The 23,011-nt window shown below is 66.7% G+C and carries 23 protein-coding genes; 21 read left to right on the top strand and 2 right to left on the bottom strand.

Annotation, left to right across the window (positions count from 1 at the left end; genetic code table 11):
* Positions 1 to 231: 231 nt before the first annotated feature.
* Complete coding sequence (locus tag ACQP2D_RS25055) at positions 232 to 828, top strand: hypothetical protein (protein ID WP_433678351.1); 597 nt, start codon at positions 232 to 234, stop codon at positions 826 to 828.
* A 513-nt stretch (positions 829 to 1,341) separates the two neighbouring features.
* On the opposite strand, the gene ACQP2D_RS25050 is transcribed toward ACQP2D_RS25055, so the two are convergent.
* A complete protein-coding gene (locus ACQP2D_RS25050) occupies positions 1,342 to 2,145 on the bottom strand; it encodes a helix-turn-helix domain-containing protein (RefSeq protein WP_433678350.1) in 804 nt (267 codons plus the stop codon).
* Positions 2,146 to 2,384: 239 nt separating this feature from the next.
* Between ACQP2D_RS25050 and ACQP2D_RS25045 the strand changes: the two genes are divergently transcribed.
* Positions 2,385 to 3,149, top strand: coding sequence for a helix-turn-helix domain-containing protein (locus tag ACQP2D_RS25045; RefSeq protein WP_433678349.1), 765 nt, complete (start codon positions 2,385 to 2,387; stop codon positions 3,147 to 3,149).
* Positions 3,150 to 3,294: 145 nt separating this feature from the next.
* On the opposite strand, the gene ACQP2D_RS25040 is transcribed toward ACQP2D_RS25045, so the two are convergent.
* Positions 3,295 to 4,119 (bottom strand): MBL fold metallo-hydrolase, encoded by an 825-nt coding sequence (locus tag ACQP2D_RS25040; RefSeq protein WP_433678348.1) that lies wholly within the window; start codon positions 4,117 to 4,119, stop codon positions 3,295 to 3,297.
* A gap of 1,092 nt (positions 4,120 to 5,211) precedes the next feature.
* On the opposite strand from ACQP2D_RS25040, the gene ACQP2D_RS25035 reads away from it, so the two are divergent.
* The 19 genes from ACQP2D_RS25035 to ACQP2D_RS24945 all read left to right on the top strand — a co-directional run bounded on the left by ACQP2D_RS25035 (position 5,212) and on the right by ACQP2D_RS24945 (position 22,974).
* Positions 5,212 to 5,718: a hypothetical protein gene (locus ACQP2D_RS25035; protein ID WP_433678347.1), complete on the top strand. Its 507-nt coding sequence runs from the start codon at positions 5,212 to 5,214 to the stop codon at positions 5,716 to 5,718.
* Complete coding sequence (locus tag ACQP2D_RS25030) at positions 5,715 to 6,962, top strand: cutinase family protein (protein ID WP_433678346.1); 1,248 nt, start codon at positions 5,715 to 5,717, stop codon at positions 6,960 to 6,962. Before ACQP2D_RS25035 ends, ACQP2D_RS25030 begins: the two co-directional genes overlap by 4 nt.
* 1 nt (position 6,963) lies before the next feature.
* Entirely contained in the window at positions 6,964 to 8,103 is a 1,140-nt protein-coding gene (locus ACQP2D_RS25025; RefSeq protein ID WP_433678345.1) for a lipase family protein, read from the top strand.
* A gap of 169 nt (positions 8,104 to 8,272) precedes the next feature.
* Positions 8,273 to 9,682, top strand: a complete 1,410-nt coding sequence (locus tag ACQP2D_RS25020) for a cutinase family protein (RefSeq protein WP_433678344.1) — start codon at positions 8,273 to 8,275, stop codon at positions 9,680 to 9,682.
* Positions 9,683 to 9,806: 124 nt separating this feature from the next.
* A complete protein-coding gene (locus ACQP2D_RS25015; RefSeq protein WP_433678342.1) occupies positions 9,807 to 10,505 on the top strand; it encodes a hypothetical protein in 699 nt (232 codons plus the stop codon).
* Between the two features lie 3 nt (positions 10,506 to 10,508).
* Positions 10,509 to 11,162: a DUF6668 family protein gene (locus tag ACQP2D_RS25010; protein WP_433678341.1), complete on the top strand. Its 654-nt coding sequence runs from the start codon at positions 10,509 to 10,511 to the stop codon at positions 11,160 to 11,162.
* On the top strand, positions 11,159 to 11,455 hold the full coding sequence (locus ACQP2D_RS25005) for a hypothetical protein (RefSeq protein ID WP_433678340.1): 297 nt from the start codon (positions 11,159 to 11,161) through the stop codon (positions 11,453 to 11,455). The genes ACQP2D_RS25010 and ACQP2D_RS25005 overlap by 4 nt, the downstream gene beginning before the upstream one ends.
* 3 nt (positions 11,456 to 11,458) lie before the next feature.
* Positions 11,459 to 12,469 carry an alpha/beta fold hydrolase gene (locus ACQP2D_RS25000; protein WP_433678339.1) on the top strand — a complete coding sequence of 337 codons (1,011 nt, stop codon included), beginning with the start codon at positions 11,459 to 11,461 and terminating at the stop codon, positions 12,467 to 12,469.
* Positions 12,466 to 12,699: a hypothetical protein gene (locus ACQP2D_RS24995; protein WP_433678337.1), complete on the top strand. Its 234-nt coding sequence runs from the start codon at positions 12,466 to 12,468 to the stop codon at positions 12,697 to 12,699. The genes ACQP2D_RS25000 and ACQP2D_RS24995 overlap by 4 nt, the downstream gene beginning before the upstream one ends.
* Positions 12,700 to 12,721: 22 nt before the next feature.
* Positions 12,722 to 13,360, top strand: a complete 639-nt coding sequence (locus tag ACQP2D_RS24990; protein WP_433678336.1) for a hypothetical protein — start codon at positions 12,722 to 12,724, stop codon at positions 13,358 to 13,360.
* 15 nt (positions 13,361 to 13,375) lie between these two features.
* On the top strand, positions 13,376 to 14,176 hold the full coding sequence (locus ACQP2D_RS24985) for a hypothetical protein (RefSeq protein WP_433678335.1): 801 nt from the start codon (positions 13,376 to 13,378) through the stop codon (positions 14,174 to 14,176).
* Entirely contained in the window at positions 14,173 to 15,630 is a 1,458-nt protein-coding gene (locus ACQP2D_RS24980) for a hypothetical protein (protein WP_433678334.1), read from the top strand. The genes ACQP2D_RS24985 and ACQP2D_RS24980 overlap by 4 nt, the downstream gene beginning before the upstream one ends.
* Complete coding sequence (locus ACQP2D_RS24975; RefSeq protein WP_433678333.1) at positions 15,627 to 17,099, top strand: SCO6880 family protein; 1,473 nt, start codon at positions 15,627 to 15,629, stop codon at positions 17,097 to 17,099. The genes ACQP2D_RS24980 and ACQP2D_RS24975 overlap by 4 nt, the downstream gene beginning before the upstream one ends.
* A gap of 53 nt (positions 17,100 to 17,152) precedes the next feature.
* Positions 17,153 to 18,805 carry a hypothetical protein gene (locus tag ACQP2D_RS24970; protein WP_433678332.1) on the top strand — a complete coding sequence of 551 codons (1,653 nt, stop codon included), beginning with the start codon at positions 17,153 to 17,155 and terminating at the stop codon, positions 18,803 to 18,805.
* A 38-nt stretch (positions 18,806 to 18,843) separates the two neighbouring features.
* Positions 18,844 to 19,464 (top strand): hypothetical protein, encoded by a 621-nt coding sequence (locus tag ACQP2D_RS24965; protein WP_433678331.1) that lies wholly within the window; start codon positions 18,844 to 18,846, stop codon positions 19,462 to 19,464.
* A 168-nt stretch (positions 19,465 to 19,632) separates the two neighbouring features.
* Positions 19,633 to 20,790: a C40 family peptidase gene (locus ACQP2D_RS24960; protein WP_433678330.1), complete on the top strand. Its 1,158-nt coding sequence runs from the start codon at positions 19,633 to 19,635 to the stop codon at positions 20,788 to 20,790.
* Positions 20,787 to 21,458 (top strand): hypothetical protein, encoded by a 672-nt coding sequence (locus tag ACQP2D_RS24955; protein WP_433678329.1) that lies wholly within the window; start codon positions 20,787 to 20,789, stop codon positions 21,456 to 21,458. Before ACQP2D_RS24960 ends, ACQP2D_RS24955 begins: the two co-directional genes overlap by 4 nt.
* A gap of 128 nt (positions 21,459 to 21,586) precedes the next feature.
* Positions 21,587 to 21,988 (top strand): hypothetical protein, encoded by a 402-nt coding sequence (locus tag ACQP2D_RS24950; protein WP_433678328.1) that lies wholly within the window; start codon positions 21,587 to 21,589, stop codon positions 21,986 to 21,988.
* Positions 21,985 to 22,974, top strand: coding sequence for a hypothetical protein (locus tag ACQP2D_RS24945; protein WP_433678327.1), 990 nt, complete (start codon positions 21,985 to 21,987; stop codon positions 22,972 to 22,974). The genes ACQP2D_RS24950 and ACQP2D_RS24945 overlap by 4 nt, the downstream gene beginning before the upstream one ends.
* Positions 22,975 to 23,011: the final 37 nt, after the last annotated feature.

Here is a 23,011-nt window from a genome sequence, read left to right as displayed (position 1 = left end):
TACCAGGCCAGCGAAGAACAAGCACAGAACGTTGCCGACGAGTTGACGGGGGCGTTTGCCGACTTGGACCTACGAGTGACAGTCGACGATGACGTGCAGGCTGATTTGCCACCTCTGCCATGTGGCGGGCTGTGGGAATAGACCCGACTCCAGTCGAGCCACATCGGCATCCAAATCTATTTGCTGCCAACGTCTTTCTACTTCTCCGATGATTGAACGGATACATAGCACATGCCCGAAGACCACGCTTCCGCCCCCTCCGATCGTCCCACCCACACCGTCTACTACGGCCTTACCCGAGACAAGCCGCTGGCCTTCACCGTGCCGCCGGTGGAGGCGACGCCCGATCAGCCATTGCCGGACTGTGCGCCGTTTCTTCGGGTGTGCGCCGGGATGGACGAACCAAGCACGGTCATGCTGCGCGTAACACGCGAGCTGGTCGGCCTCTGGCGGCATGTCCATGACGAGCGGCCCAAGGATACGGCGAAGGTTGACGAACAGCTGAACTTGAATATCTGGTTCATTGACCGTGAAGCGGGCGGACACACCAAAGGCGTTGTGTATCAGGCAGATGCGCCGCTCAGTCCCTCAACCTACGGCCAATGGGTGGCGTGGTTGGTCTGGAAGTACCTCCTGTATGCGCTCAGGCAGAACGACCCCAGCCATCACGAGCAGGACGCGGCCGAACTGTCCTGGTGTATCGAGTCGTTCAACGAGTTGGTGGCGGCAGTGCAGGCCGGGCGGTTACGGCTGCCGGAGCAAGCAGGCGACGAGGGGGACGGGACGGAATTTCCACCGAAGCGAGTATGGCCGGAGGACGCCAGCTGAGTCGTGTTGTATCTGGTCTGCCTGCTCTGGCCTGCGTCGTTGGCTGTCGCGGCAATGGTCGGATTCTGGATCGGAGTGCGATGCTCGCGTAGCGAGCGTGTGGACGATGCGCTGCCCGCCACCGACCCGTCCCCTCGCTCGCCGAGCCTGCCACAGCATCGCCGCTGGCCAAGCGCGGATGCCAACACCGAGGTCTTGCCACAGTTGCAGGACCTACGGCCTCCTTCTCGACCGACGCCGATCCGTAAGCCGCCGTGGATCGACCACCGCCGACATACAGGTTGTTGATCGTCAGGGGGGATCCTCGTTCGCGAGCCTGCGTCCCACGCGACATTGCGCCTGACGACACCATTCGGAGGGATCGCCGCCGCGATTACCTATGCGGCGCTGTGTGCGGGCAGCGAGCGTGAGGCCGGGGTGGACCACGGGGCGCGGATCTGCTGAGTCGGCTCTGCCGTGCCTACGAGGACTTGCGCTGGCCAAGATGCCACCAACGCGATGACTGTGGCCGCGTTAGTGCGGCGGTGGTCCGCTGTACGGTTTGCGTAGAGCGGTGATGAGCTGGATGTGTTGGGGCTGGGTGACATCGGCGACTGTGAGGCTGTAGGAGGTTGGTTCGCCGGATGTGGGGTGGATCCAGTGGACTGGGTTGCTGGCGGCGCGGCCGTAGGCGACGTTGCAGCTCGATATCCAGAGGTCGTGAAAGGTTTTGTTGGGGCGTAGCTTTCGCAATAAGTGGTGGGCTTGTTCGGAGTCGCGGTAGCGGCCGAGTACGGCTTTGATGGTGGCTACAGAGTGGGCTGCTTCGCGTTCCCAGTCGATGACGACCGTTTTCGCGATCGGGCTGAACAGCCATACCGGAATGCATTCGGACTCTTCGAGTCCGGGCATACCCGCACGGAATTCCATGGTGGCTAGTAGTACGTTCCACATGGGGTCCACATAGGCCGCGAGCACTCCCCGTTCCTCGAGGTCTTGGATGTGGTTCCTCAGTGCGTTGTCCTCGCGTACGGATTGGCGGAGGCTGTCGGTTGGGGTGAGATCCTCTGCTGGATAACGGAGTTCGCGGATGTGGCGTGCCTGTTCGTGGCTGAGGCCGTAGCCGGTGATCACCTTATCGAGGGTCTCGGGGCTGGGGACTCGCTCACCGACTTCGAGTTGACGCAGGTAGGAGGGGCTGATGCCGTGGCGTTTGTAGGCCGCGACTCGTGATAGACGCAGGTGGTCTCGGTTCAGTCGTAGTGTGTCGGGCAGGGTCGGGATGCAGGCTCGAGGTCTGCGTCTGCGGTCGCTGTACGAGCGGGTATTACGGTTCACGCCAAGTTACTCCTTGTCTGCTGGTTCCGGTCGGTAGAGATGTCGCCGGTTCGTGCGTTCCGGGTGTTGCGCGACATTCATCGGCGCTTCTTTGGACTGCTGGTGATCGATGACATCGCTTGTGGTCCTGGGGTTCGCAACAATGCATATGCACAAAGTCTCGATATACTGGCCGGTTATCGTCAAGATCGACTCGGGGACAGTGTGTCCCGGCGATCCGGGGAGGGAAGAGGCGAGCATTGGACGAGATCACCAAGGCTGTCGGCCATTGGCTGAGGACGCGTCGGATAGAGGTCGGGCTGGAAAGGCCCGAGGATCTAGGCAAGCTGGTGGGTCTGAGCGCGGATCAGATCAAGAAGGCCGAGAATGGTACGCGCACATTGAGCATCGAATCATTCGAGGCGATCGTCGGGGCGCTCGCACTGCCGACGTGGTGGGGGCGGATGGTTCTCGCTCTGACGCGTACCACCCTCATCCCTTCCCACGTTGCCACCCATCACCCCATCGGAACCCGTGACCTGCGGATTCTGGAAGCCTACCCAGGGCCTGCGTGCTACTACGACGTGCCACTGTTCAAGGTGCGGGCGGCGAACAGTAAGTACCTGAGGGCCTTTCCGGGGTTGGTTCCTGGTCGAAACATCATCGAGTGGTTGGTCAACGAGCCCGCAGCGCGGAAAGTCCTGGAGGGTTGGGACCTCGAGGTGCACTTGTTGACGCAGTCGCTGAAACTGATGTCACCCGGTCTGGTAGCACAGCACGAAGTCGACGCCGTCGTCGATGCGTGCCGCGACGCGCCGGGATGGAATGAGCTTTGGGACACTGATTTCCCGCAGAGCTGGGCGTCGATGGACAGCAGCCTGGAGTACTCGGTGATCACCGACATCGACACCGGCGAAGAGCGGTCGATGTGGGTCTCGATCGACGTGAGCGAGGCGCCGTTCCGGCCTTGGTGGACCTACCACCTGACCCCGGTCGATGGTCCGCTTGCCACGGCCCAAGTCTGATGACGGCTCACGACAGCGGACCAGCCGAAATGAGCTGGCTTGGTCAACAGCTCGCTGTCGTGTCCCGAAAGCGGCTGCGTACGTGGGGTTCCGGCAATCGGACGTCGTGCTAGGGGGCGGCGCTTTCGACCAGTGCCGTTAAGCTTTAGTCGGTGCTATCGGGAGCTGTCGGTCTTCGGTCACGCAACTGTCGGAACTCCGTAGCGCAGTGCGACGAGAACACCGTCACGGTGTCGCGGTGATTGTGCACGAGTTCGCGCAACCGGCGCTGGTTTTCTGCTCGTTGTGGGCGCAGTGTGTCCACCGACTGCTCGAAGATGCGTGCTCCCAATGGCATTCGCGGTTGGTGTGCCATCTGACCGTGATAGGAGTACGCGTCCCCGGCATGTAGCAGCCAACCGTTTCCGGTGTCGACGGCGACTCCGACGTGTCCGCGGGTATGTCCGGCCAACGGGACCATCAGGATCTGCGGGGATAGGCCCTTCAGTTCCCGTACCGCGGTGAAGCCGAACCACTGGTCGTCACTACTGTCGGACTCGCTGTAGGTGATCCATTTGGGGCCGTGGGCGATCTGCACCGGCCGATATCTGAATCGTTCTTTGGGGCCGTGGGGGCCGGTCATGGCATCGAGTTCGGTTTGGTAGACGTGTACGTTCGCGTCCGGAAAATCTGCGAGTCCGCCCGCGTGATCCAGGTCCAGATGTGTGGTGATGATGTCGCGAACATCGGCGCGTGAGAATCCGAGTGCTTCGACTTGCCGGGCGATCACCTGGTCGAAAACAGGGTTGGTGCGTCGGATGACCTTCTGCCCAACCCAGAGTTCGGGCTGGATGGTTGCCTGCTCCCCATAGCTGGTATCCACCAAGACCAATCCCGCGGGATGTTCGATCAACAAGCAGTGGCACGCGACCTCTGCCCGACGAAACACCCCCGGGCGACCGTCGATCAGACGGCCCCCGAAGGGCCGCATTCCTCCGCCATCCAAGTGGTGGACACGCACGAACCGCTCCCGCCCATTTCGCCGACTGCTGGCCACACTACACGCCACCCAACCGATAGCGGGACGACAGGCAGTCAGGCACGCCAAAAGCCCTGTGGCGAAGGAGGATTAACCGCAGCGACGAGCGTGTGCGACAAGTCTTTCAAACTGAGGATCGCAAACAGATGGATCTCGCAAGGCGTCAGAGCAAGAATGGCGCACCGAACAGCTTGTTGGACAACAGTCTTCAAAATTGTCTGCTCAACGCTTGCTGCGTGAAGTACATGGCAAACCTCCTGCGCATTCGCCGTCTTCCAGTTTGACTCTGGCAGCGTTAACGCAATCTAGGCGCATCGAAACCCTAGCGTCGCAGCAGTTTTCCGGGTTTGGATGGACCTGCTAGTCCAACCACTTGAAAGGAAATATCTTGGATCCGTACGAGATTCTGGGGTGGGTGAACACCGGGTTGTCGGTGCTGTCGAACGGCCTGTCCGTTGCGGCTCAGGTGATATCGCTCATCTTCACCTTCATTTGACGCGACCGCTCTGAGAAGCGCCCTCCCAGTGGCATATTCGCGGCTGGGAGGTGCGCAGCGATCTATGATTTCGCATTCTTTCCGATTACCAATCGCAATTCCGCCTTCAGTCGAAGGGTCTACTTGGCATGCTCAGATCAAGGAATTCTATCCGCCCGCCGATGCGTCGCTCGAAACATCGCAGTGGCGACAATCTCAGCCGAAACCTATTGAGTCAGTGCGTTGTTCACGGCAACCGAGCCATAATCTCCGGCGCGATTCCGGTTGCGCTTGTATTGGCGGCGACAGCGACGGCGAGTGCTGCTGACTTTGCGAGTGCCATCAGTGACCAGCCCGGGGTCGCCAGTCCCGCCCAGCCCGGAACCCTCGCGCCGCCACCTCCACCCCCTCCGGCCCCTGCGCCGCCTCCGGAACCGGCACCGCCGATGTATTACGAGCAGCCGACCGAGGTCCGCAACGAGGCACCCTCACGCCCCGCTCCGCCGCTGGATCAACCCGTAGAGCCGATCGAACTGGGGGAGTTACACCTGCCGGAGCCGGTGGCTCCCGTGGCTCCGATCGAGCCGCCGGAGAACATGATTCGTATCGGTCAATGGCAGACGCCCAGCCCGGATTGGCTGCCACCGGAATGCCGCGACGCCATCAACGATGCTGCGGCGGACGCGGAGGCCCAGGTCGCGACCGCCTTGGATTCGATCGGCATCCCCGCCGGGCGCTCCGACCGGGTCAGCGGTGCAACGCTGGCCGGTGCCGGGATCGGCGGCGCCGCCGGTGCCGTCGTCGCGGGCGTGCCGGTCGCGGCGACAGGAGCGGTGCTCGGCGGGCTCATCGGAGGAACCGTTGGTGGAATCGCCGGAGCGGCCCTGGGCACGGTGGTACCGGTTCCGGTAATCGGGACAGTGACCTCCGGCGTGGCGGGAACAGCGCTCGGCGCCGCGGCGGGTGCGGCGGCAGGGGCCGTGGTCATCGGAGTTCCCGCGGCTGCCGTCGGCGCGGTGGCCGGCGGAACCGTCGGTGCCGGATTCGGTGCTGGGGTGGGGGTGGGCCAGCCATGACCACCTCGACAAGACGCCGCGTGCTCATCGCGGCTGCGCTGATGGCGGCATCCACCGTTGTCGACTCGGTCGCTGCCACGATGGGAACACCCGATGCGGCGGCGGTGCCGATCGGGCCCGGGTGCCCGGCACTCTACGTCTTAGGCGTCCAGGGCACCGGCCAGTCCTCACCGACCGCGGACCCGCTTGCCGACACCGGTGTGGTTGGCGCGCTGATCGGTCCAGTTCTCTCGGCTGCGCCCGGCTTGGTGCAGCGCAGCTACATCCCTTATGGTGCGGGGTTCGGAGGCGCGGTCCCGGGTGGGCCTGACCCATACGTCGTGTCGGTAGTCGATGCCCGCAACCAACTCGATGCCGCGGCCACCGAGATCGCCGTCACCTGCCCCGGCACGATGATCGCCGGAATCGGCTATTCCCAAGGTGCACAAGCGATGTCGTCGTTCGCTCGCGTCGTCGGCGCGGGCGCTGGACCAGTCGGCCCCGAGCGCATCGCCGGGATCGCGTTGTACGCCAACCCCGACCGCGCACCGGATGCACCGACCTTTCCCGGCCGCCCGGGACAGACCGTGCCCGATGCCGCACCCGGCACCGACGGGGAAGCAGTGTCGGCGGTGCAAATCCCCAACCCGCCCGCCGGTGGTGGCGGCATCGCCGATGGCGCGGCCAGCTACGGCGCACTGACCGGCCGGGTCGCCGATATCTGCACCGACGGCGATCTGGCGTGCTCGGCGCCCGATCGTGCCGCACTGTTGCGCGTCGGTGCGGAGATTGCCGCCCAAGCTGACCTGCGCAACCCGTTCGCCGCCGTCGGCTCAGTGGGTGCCATGTTCTCCGTCGCGCTCGGTGATGCCTGGACAACGGTGGTGCTCAACGACTTCCAAATCGGCGCCGGAAACGTCGACTATGTCCCGCAGCTGAGTTTGTCGGGCCGGTTGGTCGAAACCGCCGACCCCCGCACCCCCGGTCCTAACTCAGTGGAGATCGGCGCGGCGGCCGCGCGGTGGAACGAGATCACCTCCACCGTCGCAGCGAACCCCATGGTGTTGCTGCCCAAACTTGTCGGCCAACTCGGCGCGGCGTGGGGGCAGTTGGTCGCTGACAACGCCGACCTGCTCAATCCCGCGGTCTGGGTCCGCTACGTCGACACCGTCGCACAGCACAACAACTACGCCATCAGCGGCCAACTCAACTCGGGCATCGCCTGGATGGTCGCCCTCGCCCACGACATCGCCGGGAGCCGATGACATGACCGACCCGATCACCTTCGACGATTTCTACCGCAGCGCCGCGCTGGACTTCACACCGCATCCGGGGGAGATTCTACGCCGCCGGGCGGTCGCCACTCCGGATCTGCACGGCGCCAACCGGGCGTGGCAGCTGGTGTATGCCACCCGCACTGGCCGGCGCGCTCCCATTCCGGCGTCGGGAATCGTGATCACCCCCGACATCGCCGAGCCCGCCGGACCCAGCCCGATCCTGTTGTACTGCCCTGTTTTTCACGGACTCGGTGGGCGATGCGCCCCCTCGCAGCTGCTGGCCGGGGAGGGAACCGAACCGGAAACCGGGTTCATCGCCACCGCGCTCGAACGCGGCTGGACAGTCGCGGTGCCCGATGGCGTGGGCGTGGGCATGACCGGGCTTGGGCCACACCATTTCCTGGCCGGAGACGCGGCCGCGCACGCCGTGCTCGACCTCGCGCGCGCGGTACGCGCGCTCCCGGAACTCGACGCTACGGCGGCGCCGTGTGCGGCATGGGGTTATGCCGACGGCGGGCGCGCCGCGATCTGGGCCGCTGAACAACGCCCCCACTATGCCCCGGAGCTGGATCTGCGCGGCGTCGCCGCCGGTGCGGTCGTGGCCGACCCCGGGGCGTTGATCGGTGAGATCGACGGCGGTCCGTGGGCGGGACTGGCGCTGGCCGGACTGATCGGGCTGAGTCGCGCGTATCCGCATCTGCCGATGCGACACCTGCTCACCGACGAAGGCCACGACACGATCGAGCGCGCCCAGGAACTCGACGCGGCGCGACTCCTGGTCGCCTACCGCAACACCGCATTGGGGCGCTGGTGCGAGCGCGAGGACCCGTGGAACGACCCGATGTGGTGCTACGCGCTGGCGAACGAGACCAGCGGCAGGGAGGCGCCGCAGGTGCCCGTGCACCTCTACCACGGCATCGAGGACACCCTCGTCCCAGTGGCCATGGGCCGCAGCCTGTTCGCCGAATACCGCACGCACGGAGTCGATTTGAGCTGGCGCGAATACCCGACCAGCCATACCGGAGCCGCCACCGACGGTGCCGCCGAAGCTGTCGCCCGCCTGGCCGACTACCTGCAGCGGCGACCTGACGGCACCGGAGCGACACCACCGCGCCCGCAGACCACCTGAATCGCCTGCCCGCATCTGCGGACCCCTCGCCGGGGTGCGGGCAGGCCCCCAGCAGACAGATAGAGGTCGAAAGTCCATGCACACCAGCACCACCCGAACACCAACACCGCGGCGCATCGCCGCGACGGTCCTGGCGTTAGTCACCGTGTCAGCGACAGGTGTCAGCACTGTGGTTGCCGATGCCAGCGTCCCCCTCGGCGCGAGATGCCCCAGCCTGTACGCGCTGGGGGTGCAGGGGAGCGACGAAGCCTCTCCCGACGCGGCGATCACCAGCGACTCCGGGGCGCTCGGGCAGATGTTCGGTCCTCTGGCCGCCGCCGCGGGAGATCTGGTGCAGCGCGCCTACGTCCCCTACGGCCGCACATCCGACGGGACGGCACTGTCCTACGATGCGGCGGTCACCGACGCCACGGCGCTGCTGGAACAGATGGCTGCCGAGGTCGTCGCGCGCTGCCCGGCCACGAAGATCGCCGCCGCCGGATACGCCCAAGGCGCACCTGCGGTCGAACGGTTCGCCCAGCGGGTCGGAGCAGGTACCGCAGCGCTAGGTGCCGACCAGGTCGCCGGTATCGCGTTGCTGGCCAACCCGGACCGCGACACCAACACCCCCGTTCTCCCCGGCCGCCCAGGCGCTACCACCCCCGCTGCTGCACCCGGAACCACAGGGGACAAGGTCGCCGAGATCGCGCTGCTCAACCCGTCGCTCTCGGGAGCCGGTATAACCGCCGGGGCGCGATCGGGCGACTACGGGGCATTGACCGGCAGAGTGGCGGACCTGTGCGTCGCGGGTGACGCGACCTGCGATACACCTACCGGAAGCCCCCTGGCTACCACGGCGGCGAATATCGCCACTCGCTCGGATCTGCGCGATCCCGTGGCGGCGATCTCCACGATCGCCCAAGCCTTGTCGGCAACGGTCTACACGACCGCTGTGAACGTGGTCAACGAGGACGTGGTCGGTACCAGCCTCGATCAACTGTCCTACCAACCCGCCAAACCCCTCGGGCAGCGCCTGGCCGAAGCCTCCGACCCCAACACCGCCCCACCCGGGCCGACCGATGCTCTCGCAGCGCTGTTCAAGGTCGGCACCATCGGGTTGAACGCCGCGATCTCGGTCGCGCGAAAAGTGTTCACCCCGGCCACGATCACCGAACTCGCCACGGTCGGTATGGGAGACCCTCTAGCAGCGATCGCGGTGCTGGGCACCAAACTCGCCACCGCGGTGGTCGAGCTCATTCCACCCCAGACAGCCAGCCGCTGGATCAACGAGACCTTCACCGCGATCACCAGCACCGTCACCGACCACAGCGAGCTCTACGCCCTCACCGGGGCGGCCCAATACAGCGATACCACCGGCCGCCACGGCTCCTACCGCACCGTGCCTGCCACACCCGCCGGACGTTCAGCTTTGGCCGCCACCGCCGACTGGTTCACCGCGCTCGCCCGCGACCTCGCCGCCACCGGAACTCCCTCGGCCCCACCACAATCCGCCCGGCCGTCGACAACGACCGCACACGCCACCACATCGAGCGCCAGCCCAGGCACGCCAGCGGCACCGACATCGAGCGCCGGACCCTGAAGACCCCTTCGGGCGGAGTCCGACTCCGCAGACGTACCCACACCCTGTCTGCAGATTCTCCCCTGGCACCCGCCCGAAGGGCCCGCACTGTCCACCAACCCCATCGAGGAGGTGAGAACCCGACATGCCCAACACCCATGCCGACACCAGCGCCCAGCACGGCTGGGGCTGGCTGTATCCCACCGAACACACTGCAGTGCAACCCATCTCGGAGGTGACCGACGACAAGGGCGCCGATGGCAATGGATGGGAATGGATCACTCAACAGCCTGACCCGCCACCGCCGACGGGGTCGTGGCGCACGCGGGTGGCTCGCCGCGTGTGGGTAGTGCTGGGCGCTGCACTCGGCGTGGCCGCCGCGCTCGTCGGGATGGGAATCAACTCGGTCGCGCACCACCCGGACACCGTGCCAGTGATCCCCACCCTGACCGCGGGTCCACCGACAACCACGCCACCACAGGGCGCGTGCGTGGGGCTGGCCGGGCAGACCGTCACCGACACCGCGGGCGACGCCCACAGCCCGGTCGGGGTAATCGCCGCGTTCGAGCACGCCTACTACTCCCAACGCAGCGCCGAGGCCGCACTGCGACTTGTCGCCCCCGAGGCCGGACTCGCAGTGGAGGCGCTCGCGGCGGGCATCGCATCGATCCCGGTCGGCACCACCCATTGCGTCGCGATCACCCCGATCGCCGACGGCGCTGCCGAGGTCCACCTGGTCGAGCTGCACCCCGACGGTCAGCGCGTGGATTACCTGCAGCTGATCAACATCCGCCACGACGACGGTCTCGGTGTCGTGATCACCAATATCCAGAAGCGGGGCTGAGCAATGGCCGCACCGCTGCACCTGCACTACGACGACCGCAACGCGCGAATCCACCGGCTCGAACCAGGCACTGTCGCCGCGCCGCAACGGTTGGCGCCGGTGCGGGAGACGCCGCTTCCGACCACCGGAGCGCACCCACCATTGTTCGCCGTGCTCGGCGCGCACGGCGGCGCCGGAACTTCCACGTTGGCGCGGTGGTGGGCCCCGGCCGCCGACACCGGGCTGGCTTGGCCCGCCTCACCACACACGACTCAACACGTTCTCGTCGCCGCGAGGCTGTGCATGCCGGGCCTGACCGCCGCGGCTGAACGCTTGCGCGAATGGCACGCCGGACTGGCCCCGGATGGCGTGCAGGTGATCGGTCTCGTACTGAGCGCGGCGCGCCCGGGGCGAGTCCCCGCCCTTGTGCGCCGGTATCGCGCAGTGGTCGCCGAACTGGCCGAGCACGTCTACGACATCGGCTGGCACGACGAACTTGTCACCTGCGAACTCACCGATCTGGCCCAATACCTCCCCTACGACCCGGCGCCGTCGCGCCGCTCGAGGCTGCGCGAGACGGTTCCCGCCGACGTGCACAGCGCCGGAACCCAGATCATCACCCACCTCGCAGCCACCCGTTCGATTGCTGCACAACCCGATTCGGAGACATCGCCATGACCACCGCCTCCGCGGTCGGCGAGGCGCTGACCGTGCTCGCCCAACAAATCCCGATCACCCCGAAGCCACCTCCAGGCTCGGACAGACTCATCAACCTCGTCAACTATCTGTCCTGGATCGTCATGCTCGCCGGGATCGCCGCCTTGATCTACGCCGGCGGCAAATTCGGTTGGGAACGCTTCCACGGCGGCGCCGTGGAGTCGCCCAAGATCATCCTCGGCGCCCTGGTCGGCGGCATCGTCGCCACCAGCGCCGGAGGCATCATGAACGCCGTCGTCACCGGAGGCGGATAAGCCATGCGCCGCTTGCGGATTCATCCACAACCCTCCACTACCACGCGGCACAGCGCCTTCGACGCCTCCACCCACCAGACTGCCGCGCCCGGATTCCCATCCGCATCGACCTCCCGGCGCGAAACGCTCGCCGCTACCCACCCCGACGCCAGCTCGTTCACGGTGGCCGCTGCGGACGGAATCCGCCTGTCGGCCAGGCGCATCGGTCCAGCGTCGGCACCGGCGAGCGTGGTCTATGTCCATGGCATGCTCACCGACTCCACCCACTGGAGTCCGCTGACCGAGCATCTGCACCAACGCCTCGACGGCGGTATCGCCCAGATCGTCTACGACCAGCGCGGACACGGCCGCTCCGAGCAAACCGGTCCCGGGGTGCGGACCACGTTGGCGACGCTCGTCGATGACCTCGATACGGTCCTGGCCCACGCGCACGGGGCGGTCGTGCTCGTGGCGCACTCGGTGGCGTCGCTGCTGGTGCAGGCATGGGTTGAGCACTACCCCCACCGGGCACGTGCACTGGCGGGCGTTGTGATGTTCAACGGCTGTCCCGAATTCCCATGGCTCCCAGATTCCGACGTATATGACACGAGGAAGCGCTCGCGGCGCCGGATGAGTCAGCTGGTCAGGGAACTGACCATTTACCTGTACGAGCCACCGACCCGCTACGGCCTGGCGCGCCGCAGTGTGTTCGCCGACATTGGTCGCGGCGGGCATAGTGCCAACCTCGACGCGACTCTGGCGACCCTGGCCGCTTACGGCAGCACGGCGCTGACCGTCGAGACGGCGAGCATCCTGCGTAGCGTCCCGACCTGGGTGTTGACCGGTGAGCTCGATCCGGTTGTGGCACCGAGCAGATCCCGGCACCTGGCCGAACACATCTGGGGTGACTACGACAGCGTCGCCGGTGCCGGGCATTCGCTCCCGCACACCCACCCGGCCGCAGCAAGCGAGCCGATCCTCGCCGCACTCGAGGTCGCCTACCGCACCGACCAGCACGACGGCGGCCCACCGTGATCGCCAAACCCCTTCCCGCTCAGGTTCTTTCGCCTATAACCCCGTTGCTGGGCTGGCTGGCGTGGTTCGTGCTGCTGCTGTGCATCGCGCGCGCGGTGTGGGTCGGCGGGCTGCTGGCGATCCGGATGTACCGCGAAGAAGCGTTCGAAGGACTCCTCGGCGCCCTGCTCGGCGCGGTGTTGCTCGGCGCAGCCAGCTCCATCGCCATCGCCGTCCTACCTCCCACCTGACCCACTCGAGGAGACCAACCCCGTGAACCCTTCCCGCGCGCACCATCTCAGCGTCGTTGCTCTGCTGGCTTTCACAGGACCCATCGCGGTGGCCGGACTGATCGCCTGCGGCAGCGAGAACCCCAGCGAATCCGATGCAACGCCCTCCACGGGAGCGGTCGCTGTACCGACCGGATTGCGTTGGCAGTCCTTTCAAGGTGTCGACCTTCCGGTCGCCGAACAAGGTCCCCACCACATCGAGGGAGCCGTAGCCACCGGATACGACCGCTCACCGGCAGGTGCCGCGCTGGCCGCGATCCAGTCCACAGTTCGTATGTCGATCTCCACCGACAGCCAATGGCCGATGGTGGGCCAACGCATGCTGGCCCCCGGACCCGGGCGTGACGCCTGGGCCACCGCCCGGGCCCAGATCTCGATCACCGCACCGATCACCAGCGGCCCACCGAAAGTCCTGGGCTACTTGATCTCTCGCTACACCCTCGACGCCACCGACGTCGACATCTACACCGTCCACCCCGACAACTCCCTCACCCGCAACAACACCCACGTCCTCTGGCGCAGCGAGGACTGGCGCCTGCAGCTACCCGACAACTCGACCACCGCCACGGTCACCGCCGTTGCCCTGGCCCCGGCCGACATGGTCGCGCTGACGCCACGCTGAGGAGGCCACTCGAATATGAAATCCCATCGCCTGCTGATCATCCTGCTCGCGGGTATCACCGCCGTCGTGATCGCCGCCTTCGTGCTGACGATCACCAATGACACGGGCCCACACGATGTCCCGGCCTATCCCGCGAGCATCACAGCTCCGACCGAGCGAACTTTCCCTGATCTTTCGCCGAGCGTGTTGCCGCCGACCACGGATCTGTTCGGCAATCGCCTGGAGGTTTCGCACGACGAATCCGGTGTCGTTCTCCCGCAAGACCCATCGAGCCGACCTGACCCCACCCGGCCGGACTACCTGACCGCCACGCCCGCACGGATGCAGTGGCAGCGCGGCTGGGGCGGAGCGGCGCTACCAGTCTCTGGCAGCGACGGACCGACCCGCATCCACGACGGGATCGCCACCGGGTTCGGCCGCACGCCCCAAGGGGCGGCCTTGGCCGCGTTCGACGCCCTCGCCCGCGCACTGGCCGCCCCCGAAAGCGTCTGGCAGCAGGTTGTGCGGGAACGCTATTACGGCGGCGGCCAGGCGCTGCTGGAGCGATTCGCCCGGTCGCGCGAACGCACCCGCGACGCAGCCCGCTACGTCGTGGTTCCCGACGGCGTGCGCGTTCAGCCCGGATACCGAGACGACCTCGCCGTCGTGCAGTTCGCGACCCGCGACGACCTCGGGTACACGATCTCGACCTGGCCGATGGCCTGGATCGACGGGGACTGGCGTGTCCGCGTGCCGGACGACATCGAAACACTCTGGGGCCCAGGTGCTTCCACGCCGACTTCGAGTGGCTTCGGGTCGTGGAAGGCAACGTCATGACCGCAACTACGCTCGCCAGCGGGCCGAACGCCGCGACGCCATGGCACAGGCAGCTGCCGCTGCCTGATGTCTGTGACATGCCATTGGGACCCCAACAGGCATGTGAACAACTCGGACACGCCGCAACCGAGGCAGCGAGCTCCGCACTCGACGACTTCGCCACCACCCTTGTCGACGGTTTCACCAAAACACTGCGGATCGCCATGACCTGGTGGACCACTATTCCCTCCCCCCAGCTCACTGGTGCAGGAGGCGAGCCCGGGACGGCGCTGTCGGGGATCCGTGACTACAGCAGCGGGCTTCAGGTGTTGTTGCTCACGACCGGAATCATGTTCGCCGCCGCGAGATTGGCGCTGGCCAAACGCGGCGGCGTCGCCGGCGAAGCCCAGGAGAGCTTCCTGATGCTGGCGCGGGCGGTGTTCGCCTCGATGTCCTTCGCCGCTGTGGTCACCGCCGGAACCCGCGCGGGCGACGCCTTCGCAAACTGGGTTCTCTTCGACGCCAGCCAGGGAGATCTGGACGGTGTCGTGGGCCGCTTGACGGAGTTCGACGCCGACACTCGCTCGGGCCTGGGGACCGGGGTTCTACTGCTGGTCGGCCTGCTCGGGTCGATCAGCATGCTGATCCAACTGGTGATGTTGGTAGTGCGCCAAGCCCTTTTGATTCTGGTCGTGGCCGTAATTCCCCTCGCGGCAGCTGCTTCGGGCACCGGACCAGGGTCGCAGGCTTACAAGAAGCTGTTGAGCTGGTCGCTGGCGTTCGTACTGTACAAACCGGTCGGCGCGCTGGTCTACGCGATCGCGTTCACCGTGATCGGCAACGAGAAGCAACGCGATCCGCAGCTGGTGCTGCTGGGGTTGATTCTGCTGGTGATGAGCGTGGTGGTGCTGCCCGCGCTGATCCGGTTGGTCGCACCCGCGGTCGCCACACTCGGAAGTGGTGGCGGCGCGACGGCGGTGTTGGCCGGCGGCGCGGCCGGTGTGGCGATGGCGTCATTGGGTGATCGCTCGAGCGGCCGCAAGGTCAGTGAGGGAGAGAACGCGCCCGGCGGTGGAGGGGCATCCAACGGTTCGCCAGCGCCCGGCGGTGGTCCTGGCGGCGGGGGCGGCGGTGGTGGCCGTCCGATGTCGGGTGGAAGCGGCGACAGCGGTGCCTCCACCTCGGGAGCGGCGAGTCCCGGCGGCGGTTCGAGCGGCGGTGCGGGTGGTGGCGGTGCACGGTCCAGCGGGGGCGGAGCCGCGCGGTCGTCGAGCACGCCTGGTGCGTCCGGTGCGGGCAGCGGTGGCGGGCAGGCTGCTGCTGGTGCCGGGATCGCCGGTGCGGTGGTGATGGGTGCTCAGATGGCCGCCGACATGGCGCAGCGGGGTGTTTCCGCGATCGACAGTCAGACCCGGGATGCGACTGAGGGTGGGTTGGATCCGGATGCGTTGGGGCCGGGGGAGGTTCGGCGATGACTGCTCGCATGTATGGCCGCTGGGAACGCCCGCGTAGCGCCGGGTTCTTCGGCTTGACCTGGGGTGTGTCGATGCTGGGCTTGGGTTTGATCATCATGGTGATGGTCGGGTTCATGATCAGCCGATCGCTATCGGTCGCCGCCGGTCTGATCATGATCGCGGCGCTGGTGTTCACACCCTTGGCGATCACTCGCAATGGCCGCACCGGCTGGGAACTGGCGTTGTTGCGGGTGCAGTTCGCCGCCGCGCGCGGCCGTGGCGAGCACCTCTATCAGGCGGGTCGCTTCTCCAAGATCCCCGGTCTCGCGAAACTTCCTGGGCTGTTGGCGGATTCGCGGCTGTCGGAGTACGAGACTGCGGGCGGGAAACGCTTCGCGATGCTCCACATCCGCCGCACCGACCACTACACGGTGGTGCTGCGGGTGATCCCGCGTGGCAAAGAGTTGGTCGATCAATCCCAGATCGACGCGTGGGTGCAGGGATATGGGCAGTTCCTGGCCACCCAGAGTCGCGGTGGGGAAGTGGTCGCGGTGACTGCGGTGCTGGAGAACGTGGTCGAAACCCGCCTCAAGCAGGCCCGGGAAGTCGCCCGTCTGGTCCGCCCCGACGCCCCGGCCTATGCCAAAGCGGTGATGCGGGAAGCCGCCGCCGACATCGGCGGTGTCGGGGTCCGGATCGAGGCCCGCATCGCGATCACCTACCGCGCGATCGGTAAAGGCCGCATTCGCCGCGACGAGGCCGAGCAGGCCCGCGAGATCGGGCAACGCCTGCAAGGCGTGTTGTCCCAGCTCGCCCGCGCGGGTCTTCCGGCGACACCGCTGCAGGCGTGGGAAGTGCTCGGGCTGGTGCGTACCCGCTACGACTTGGCCTCCCAACGCGATGTCGAAGCCGCGGGTCCGGCCATTACCGGCACGCAGTCGTGGGACTCGGTCGGTCCGATCGCGCACCAGGACCGCTGGGATCACTACGTCCATGACGGCGCCCGCTCGATTACCTGGGAGATGGATGCCGCACCGCGTGGCGCGGTGATGGAAACGGTGCTCGAGGAGTTGCTGCGCCCGCGTGCAGACGTGCCCCGCAAGCGGGTGGCGATCGTGTACCGGTTGCATTCGGCCGCGGAGGCCACCACCCTGGTCGACTCGGACTTCCGGGACGCGGTCGCGGCCGAGCAGACCGAACGCGGCATCGCCTCGGCCTCGGCGCGTATCCGGGTCGCCAACACCCAAGCCTCCCGTGAGGAGCAGGCACGTGGCGCGGGCTTGACCCGATTCGGGGCGTTGGTGACCGTCACCGATCACCTCGATGGGGACCTGCCCGGCATCGAAGCATCGGTCAAGGGGATGGCGGCGGCGTCGCGGCTGGGGGTGCGCCGCTGCTACGGCACGCAAGCCGCAGCATTCGCGGCGTCACTGGGGATCGGGTTGATCTTGCCCGAGCACACTTCTATTTCCAAGGGGGTGTCGAGTTGAACGGGTTCAGCCGCAAGTCTTCTCGGCCCGTACGCACGGAAACGGTTGCTGGTGTGCGGGTGCTCACGCCGCGGGCGCGAGCCGCGACCGAGGCAGCCGCCGCCCAGCCCGGTCTGCGCGGTTGGCGGGCACGGTGGGCGATATCGAGCGATGATCATCGCCGCATCACCGCCGCGGGCCGCGCGGACGATATGGTCGGCGACGGCTTCGACCGATCGCCACTGCCGTTGACCGACCGCGGATATCGCGGTCTCGGCGGCGGCCGCGCCTCGGTGGTCCCCAGCACACCGGAATGGCGCGCGACCACCGTGCAAGTGGCCGGGTTGTGGCCGTTCACTGTCGGTGCTAGCGCCCCCACGGTCGGCACACCTGTCGGGGCGCACTACATCACCGGCGCCCCGGTGCATTTCGACCCGATGAGTTGGTTCCTCAAAGGGTTTATCACCGCCCCGATCGCGTTCGTGCTGGGCCTCAACGGTTTCGGCAAATCCAGCCTGATCCGGCGCATCGTGACCGGCGCGGTCGCGGCCGGGGAAACGGTGTTGTGCATGGGCGACACCAAACCGGACTACCGCGACCTGGTGATCGAACTCGGTGGTCAAGTCGTCGATGTCGGGTACGGACACGGCACCATCAACCCCCTCGACGTCGGCGCGCTCGGCGCGGTCGTCGAGCGGCTCACCGACCCTGATCAGCGTCGCCAAGTCACCGCCCGCGTCGAAGCCGGACAGGTCAACATCGTCGCCGGGCTCATCGAACTGGTGCGCGGTTCCCGGGTCGCCGACTACGAAGAAGTGCTGCTCGCGGCCGGGCTGCGCGAACTCTACAGCCCCACAAGCGGATTCACCTATGAACACCCACCGCTGCTGTCGAACCTGCTCGAGGTCATCTCCGGTGGCGGAGCGCAATTACGCGAGTTCGCCGAAGAAGACGACGACGCCGCCTACCGCGCCAGCACCAAAACCCTGCGCCGCTCGCTGCGGGCACTGGTCGAGGGACCCTTCGGCGCGATCTTCAACGGACACACCACCACCCGCCTCGACCTGGCCAGCCCCGCGGTGTGCGTGGATATCTCCCGCATCCCTGAAGGCGACACCAAACTGCTCGCGGCGGTGCTGATGGTCTGCTGGAGCGAGGGATTCGGCGCCGTCGCCGCAGCCCACGCGCTCGCCGATGCCGGGTTGGCTCGTAAACGCACCTACGAAGTCGTCATGGACGAAATCTGGCGGGTGCTCGGCGTCGGGGAGTTCATGGTCGACCGAGTCGATGCCCTGACCAGGCTAAACAGGCCCATAGGTGCGGGATTGATCATGTGCAGCCACACGATCAAAGACCTCACTGCATTCGACTCGGTTGCCGCACAAGCCAAAGCGCTCGGCTTCTTCGAACGAGCACGCGCAAAAATCATCGGCCCGGTCGGGCCGGAGGAGACCGACCGCATCCGTAACGCGGTCGGGCTCACCGACACCGAGAAACTGCTCGTCACCTCGTGGGCTGCGCCGCGCCCGCCGTCCGACGACGACCTCGATCCCACGCGTCGGGAAACCCCGCCCGGCACTGGCTGTTTCCTGCTGAAGACCGGCGAGGCCAACGAGCCGGGGATCCCGTTCCGTTTGGAATTCACCCCGACCGAGCGTGCCGGGGACGTGCACAACACGAACCGGCGCTTCGATGACCTGCCCGCTGTGGGAGAGACGAGCAGGTGATGGCTGATGGATGGAGTGCGACCGACACAGGGGCCCCGATGAGCGGCGGCAACCGGCGGTGGCGGGCCGCGAACCAGCTGACAACCATCGCCGACGTCATCGACCGGTATCGGCGGCTGAATTCGCTCAGCGAAGCGATCGACATGACCGCAATGACCCTCGTCGATGAGCAGGACCAGATACGCCACAGCTACATGAGCGGCGTGAAGCACCTGTTGGCCGACATGGTGCGTCATGTGCCTGCCTCTGACGGGGACCGACGACGGGCGCTGGGAAACATTCTGGGCGCACCGGACACCGCTCTCTGGCACGGCCAACCGGTCGACACGCTGAGCCGGTACTGGAACAAGACCCGCCAGGATCTCGACCACGACATCGCCGCTATCGCCGGAGTTCCACTGCTGCTGGCAATGGTGCGCGCTCGTGATGACGTCATCGCGGGTCTCGAGGGCCTGGTCGACGATCTCCGAGGTGAGATCACCGAGCGCGTCGCTGAGATCAACGAACTCGACCGGCAACTTGCTCAGGCCGGCGGTGACCGGTTGATCACTGAGGCGGGTCTCGACGGGAGCGTGCGCGCGGAGGCCGACCCTGACGTCGACGCGGACGCGGCGTCCGATGGCGTCGCGATGCCTGATCTACCGGAGGTCGGGCTATGACCGATCAACGACGCAGTCCATCGGCGGCCGGTGCGCGGCTACCAGCGAACCCGAGGCTCGCCGAAGAGCGCAAACCCCATCAGACATCAACGCCGCAAAACCGTTGCGGCACACCATGGTTCGCGCAGGTCGTGATGACCGCGGACGCAAAGAATGTCGAGGACCTTCATGGATACCTCCTCGCGAGCGGTGGCCGCGACCGCGCTGGGTCTCCCGGTGGCGCTGCTGTTGCTGCTGCTGTTGATCATCGGTGCCGACCCGGCGCTGACCTGCACAAGCCCGCTCGCCGCTGGCGGCGCGGCGGAGGCGGGGGGTACGACCGGTCAGTCGGTGGCGGGTTTGTCGCAGCGGCAGTTGCAGTTGGCGCGCAATGGCGTGGTGATCGGCAAACAACGCGGGATGTCGGAGTCGGTGATCATCGCCGAGTTAGCGGCCCAGGCCACCGAGAGCGGTTTTCGGAATCTGGCCAACCCATCGGTGCCGGAGTCGTTGAACTACGCCAACGACGGGCTCGGCTACGACCACGATTCGGTCGGCCCGCACCAGATGCGTGCCAGCGTCTGGGGTGGGGTCGGTATCGGCAAGTTGATGGATCCGGTGTATCAGATCAACTGGTTCTACTCCCAGGCTCAACAACTCGGTGCCACCGCGGCGCGCATGTCGCCGGCCGAGCTGGCGCAGGCGATCGAGCAGTCGGCACCGAATGCCTATGGGGCGCAACTGGAGTTGGCGCGACGACTGTATGGGTCCTTCGCCGATATCGACATCGCCTCGATGCCGCGCACCGCGGCCGGGGCAGCCGCGGCCGGATGCGGGACGGGCGGCTCTGGTGCATCGGTGCCGGCGGAGGCGAGTGCGTTCGGGCGGTCGGTGATCGAGAACGCCTCCCGCTGGATCGGCACCCCGTACGTCTGGGGCGGCGGGGACCAGAACGGCCCGACCAGCGGCGGATTCGACTGCTCCGGGCTGACCCTCTACGCGATCTACCACGCCTCCGGCGGCCGGATCCGCCTGCCGCACTACACCCAAGCCCAACAAGACCACCCGAGCGCGCGCCCGGTGCCGTTCGCGGATCGGGCACCGGGGGACCTGATCTTCTTCACCGCTGCGGGCGGTACGGATTCCCATCACGTCGGCATCTACTACGGCCGTGTCTACTCCGGCCCCGACGACAAGACCGGCACCGAGATGCTGCTGCACGCACCCCAGAGCGGGCAAACCGTCACTCTGACTCCGCTCAGTGCCTGGGCCGAACAGGCGGACGTGCGCCGCTACGACGTTCCCACCACCCCAACCCCCGACACCACCCCGGGAGGTCGAACATGAAGAACCCACCAAACCCTTTGAGCCCGCAGCGATCTGGCGTCACGCCGGAGATGGTCGTGCGCGTGCGCGCGGTCGAGTTGCACGGGTTCACCAGCACGCGCCAGTTCGATCGAGTCGCGAGCCAACACGGGTTCACCGACCCGGCCGGTTTCGAGCGATATCTGACCGCGTTGCTGGTCGAAGCCGGGATCGACTACGAAGGACTGCATCAGATCGAGGCCGCCCGCCGCATCGCGCATCAACGACTGGTGGTGAGGGCAGCGCGGGGGCCACGGGTCATGTTGTGGTCGGCGGCCACCATGACCACCTTCACGGTCTGCCGCGCCGACGGACGAGTCATCTGGCACGATCTGTTTGCCCGCGACACCGTGCTCGGTGATGGGCCATCAGCTGCGGAAGCCTCAGCGCGACAAGCGATCTGGATTGCGGAGCAGGCCCGCGCCCAGTGGGGCGCCGAAGCCGCGACCCTGCATCTGATCTTGGCGCGCAGCCGCGGCGTCGATCTGGAAAACCTGCACCGCGATGCCGCGACCGCCGGCCTGGTGTTGGACGTGGTCACCGATCCGGTGCACAACCCGGCCGCCGAACAATGCCAGCGCCGCGAGGTCGTCGACTGGTACACCACAGACCTCGGTGGCCTGGTGCACCCATCCAGGGCCTCGGCATGACCCGGACGATATTGCTGACCGTTGTGGTCGCTTTCGCGACCTCGAGTGCAGGGTGCGCTGCGAATACGCCTACCCCCAGCGTGGAACCGCCCTGCCGTGCAGTGAGTTTCGCGGCTCCCTTTTCTGCGATGGATCCGTGTTCGGCCGAATCGGTCCTGACCGCGGCGGTTTCGGCTGTGTTCGGGTATCGGCCGAGCGAGGACCCCGATCAGCGCGCGGCGTTCCGGTCAGCACGCACGGTGATGGATCCGGTGTTCGCGCAGCGCGCCGAGCCCGCGGCCCTGGTGTGGGCGCCAGTGAGCGTCACGCAGTGGCAGCGGTGGCGCACCGACGCCACCACCATCGCCGTATTCGTCCGTGTGACCGGCGACGACCACCCGGCCGACACCGCCACCACCGTCAGCCGTGTGCTCGCCGTCGCACTCGAACCCCGCAACGAGGCGCTGATCAGGTGGGAGGTGTACGCGCAGGCAACCCGTGCCACGGCGGGATCGGCGTGGTTGCTGTCCGGAATGGAGGTTGTCTCATGAGTGGAGATCCCGTCGAGGAATCCAGCCAAGGAATGCGGCAGGGTTTCGTTCAAGCGTTGCAGACCGCGCACACCACCGCTGCTCTGATGCGGGGACGTGGTGGGGAATCACGATCGAGGGCGGAGTCCGAGCAGCGGATACGCCTGGCCGACAACAAAGAGTTCCGGTCGTTGCTCGAACACCGCCAGCGCGTGTTCAACGCCGGACAAGCCGCGGACCTGGCGCGGGAACTGAACACCGCCAAGGTCGATGAAGTGCGTGCCCGCATCGAGCGTGGCGGGGAAATGCACGAGATGGAGCAGTGGATCAAGGAACGGCAAGCCGAACGCGCCGATGCCGACCTGGACCGCCGCGACGAAGCAGGCGAGCTCCAACGCGAGCAGAACATCGAAATCCGCGACTGGAAGGTCGACGCCTACGCCAACCGGGAGACCCGCGCCGCCGAGCTGCACGAGCTCGACGTCGAATACAAGAACCTGCTCATCGAAAGCCGCCGCCGCGCGGCCGGTTTCAGCGACACGCTGAGCGCGCACGGAGACTCCGGCGAAGCGATGGCCTCGGCTGCGGCGTTCGCCGCAGCCAAGGGCGCTGAGGGGTTGTCCGAGGAACTCGACGACGACTTCGACGCTTACGCCGAACGGTTCGTCGAAGACACTGGCAGCGACTACAGCGACATCGTCGACGCCGAGATCATCGAAGACTTCGACGTGACGGTGGCACCGCAGAGCCAGGCATCGACGGTAGAGATGGACGACATCATCGGGCTCACCGAGGAACTGAGTTTCGCCACTCACCTCACCCATGAGTTCGCAGATCTGGCTGGCGACCCCGACACCGATCCCGATGCGGGGTCGGTCATCGGCGATGCGGCCGATGCCGCCGGACTCACCGGCGACGCCTTGGCCGAGGACATGGATTTCGGCCCCGAAGTAGACCTGCCCGCGCCGCCCGCGTCGCCGATCTCGGATCTGGGGATGCAGCGGTGACCGCGACAACGACCACAACCGTGGTGGCCTCTGTTGC

The organism is Nocardia sp. CA-119907 (genome assembly GCF_050955995.1).
GTDB lineage: Bacteria > Actinomycetota > Actinomycetes > Mycobacteriales > Mycobacteriaceae > Nocardia.
Note: the sequence above shows the minus strand (reverse complement) of the source record. Positions and strands in the feature narration are given on the sequence as shown.

Bases quoted from the DNA above. Each gene is read 5' to 3' on its own strand.
- ACQP2D_RS25055 (WP_433678351.1), top strand. From the start codon at position 232: ATGCCCGAAGACCACGCTTCCGCCCCCTCCGATCGTCCCACCCACACC.
- ACQP2D_RS25040 (WP_433678348.1), bottom strand. From the start codon at position 4,119: ATGCGGCCCTTCGGGGGCCGTCTGATCGACGGTCGCCCGGGGGTGTTT.
- ACQP2D_RS25030 (WP_433678346.1), top strand. From the start codon at position 5,715: ATGACCACCTCGACAAGACGCCGCGTGCTCATCGCGGCTGCGCTGATG.
- ACQP2D_RS25025 (WP_433678345.1), top strand. From the start codon at position 6,964: ATGACCGACCCGATCACCTTCGACGATTTCTACCGCAGCGCCGCGCTG.
- ACQP2D_RS25015 (WP_433678342.1), top strand. From the start codon at position 9,807: ATGCCCAACACCCATGCCGACACCAGCGCCCAGCACGGCTGGGGCTGG.
- ACQP2D_RS25010 (WP_433678341.1), top strand. From the start codon at position 10,509: ATGGCCGCACCGCTGCACCTGCACTACGACGACCGCAACGCGCGAATC.
- ACQP2D_RS25005 (WP_433678340.1), top strand. From the start codon at position 11,159: ATGACCACCGCCTCCGCGGTCGGCGAGGCGCTGACCGTGCTCGCCCAA.
- ACQP2D_RS25000 (WP_433678339.1), top strand. From the start codon at position 11,459: ATGCGCCGCTTGCGGATTCATCCACAACCCTCCACTACCACGCGGCAC.
- ACQP2D_RS24985 (WP_433678335.1), top strand. From the start codon at position 13,376: ATGAAATCCCATCGCCTGCTGATCATCCTGCTCGCGGGTATCACCGCC.
- ACQP2D_RS24980 (WP_433678334.1), top strand. From the start codon at position 14,173: ATGACCGCAACTACGCTCGCCAGCGGGCCGAACGCCGCGACGCCATGG.
- ACQP2D_RS24975 (WP_433678333.1), top strand. From the start codon at position 15,627: ATGACTGCTCGCATGTATGGCCGCTGGGAACGCCCGCGTAGCGCCGGG.
- ACQP2D_RS24965 (WP_433678331.1), top strand. From the start codon at position 18,844: ATGAGCGGCGGCAACCGGCGGTGGCGGGCCGCGAACCAGCTGACAACC.
- ACQP2D_RS24960 (WP_433678330.1), top strand. From the start codon at position 19,633: ATGGATACCTCCTCGCGAGCGGTGGCCGCGACCGCGCTGGGTCTCCCG.
- ACQP2D_RS24955 (WP_433678329.1), top strand. From the start codon at position 20,787: ATGAAGAACCCACCAAACCCTTTGAGCCCGCAGCGATCTGGCGTCACG.
- ACQP2D_RS24950 (WP_433678328.1), top strand. From the start codon at position 21,587: ATGGATCCGTGTTCGGCCGAATCGGTCCTGACCGCGGCGGTTTCGGCT.
- ACQP2D_RS24945 (WP_433678327.1), top strand. From the start codon at position 21,985: ATGAGTGGAGATCCCGTCGAGGAATCCAGCCAAGGAATGCGGCAGGGT.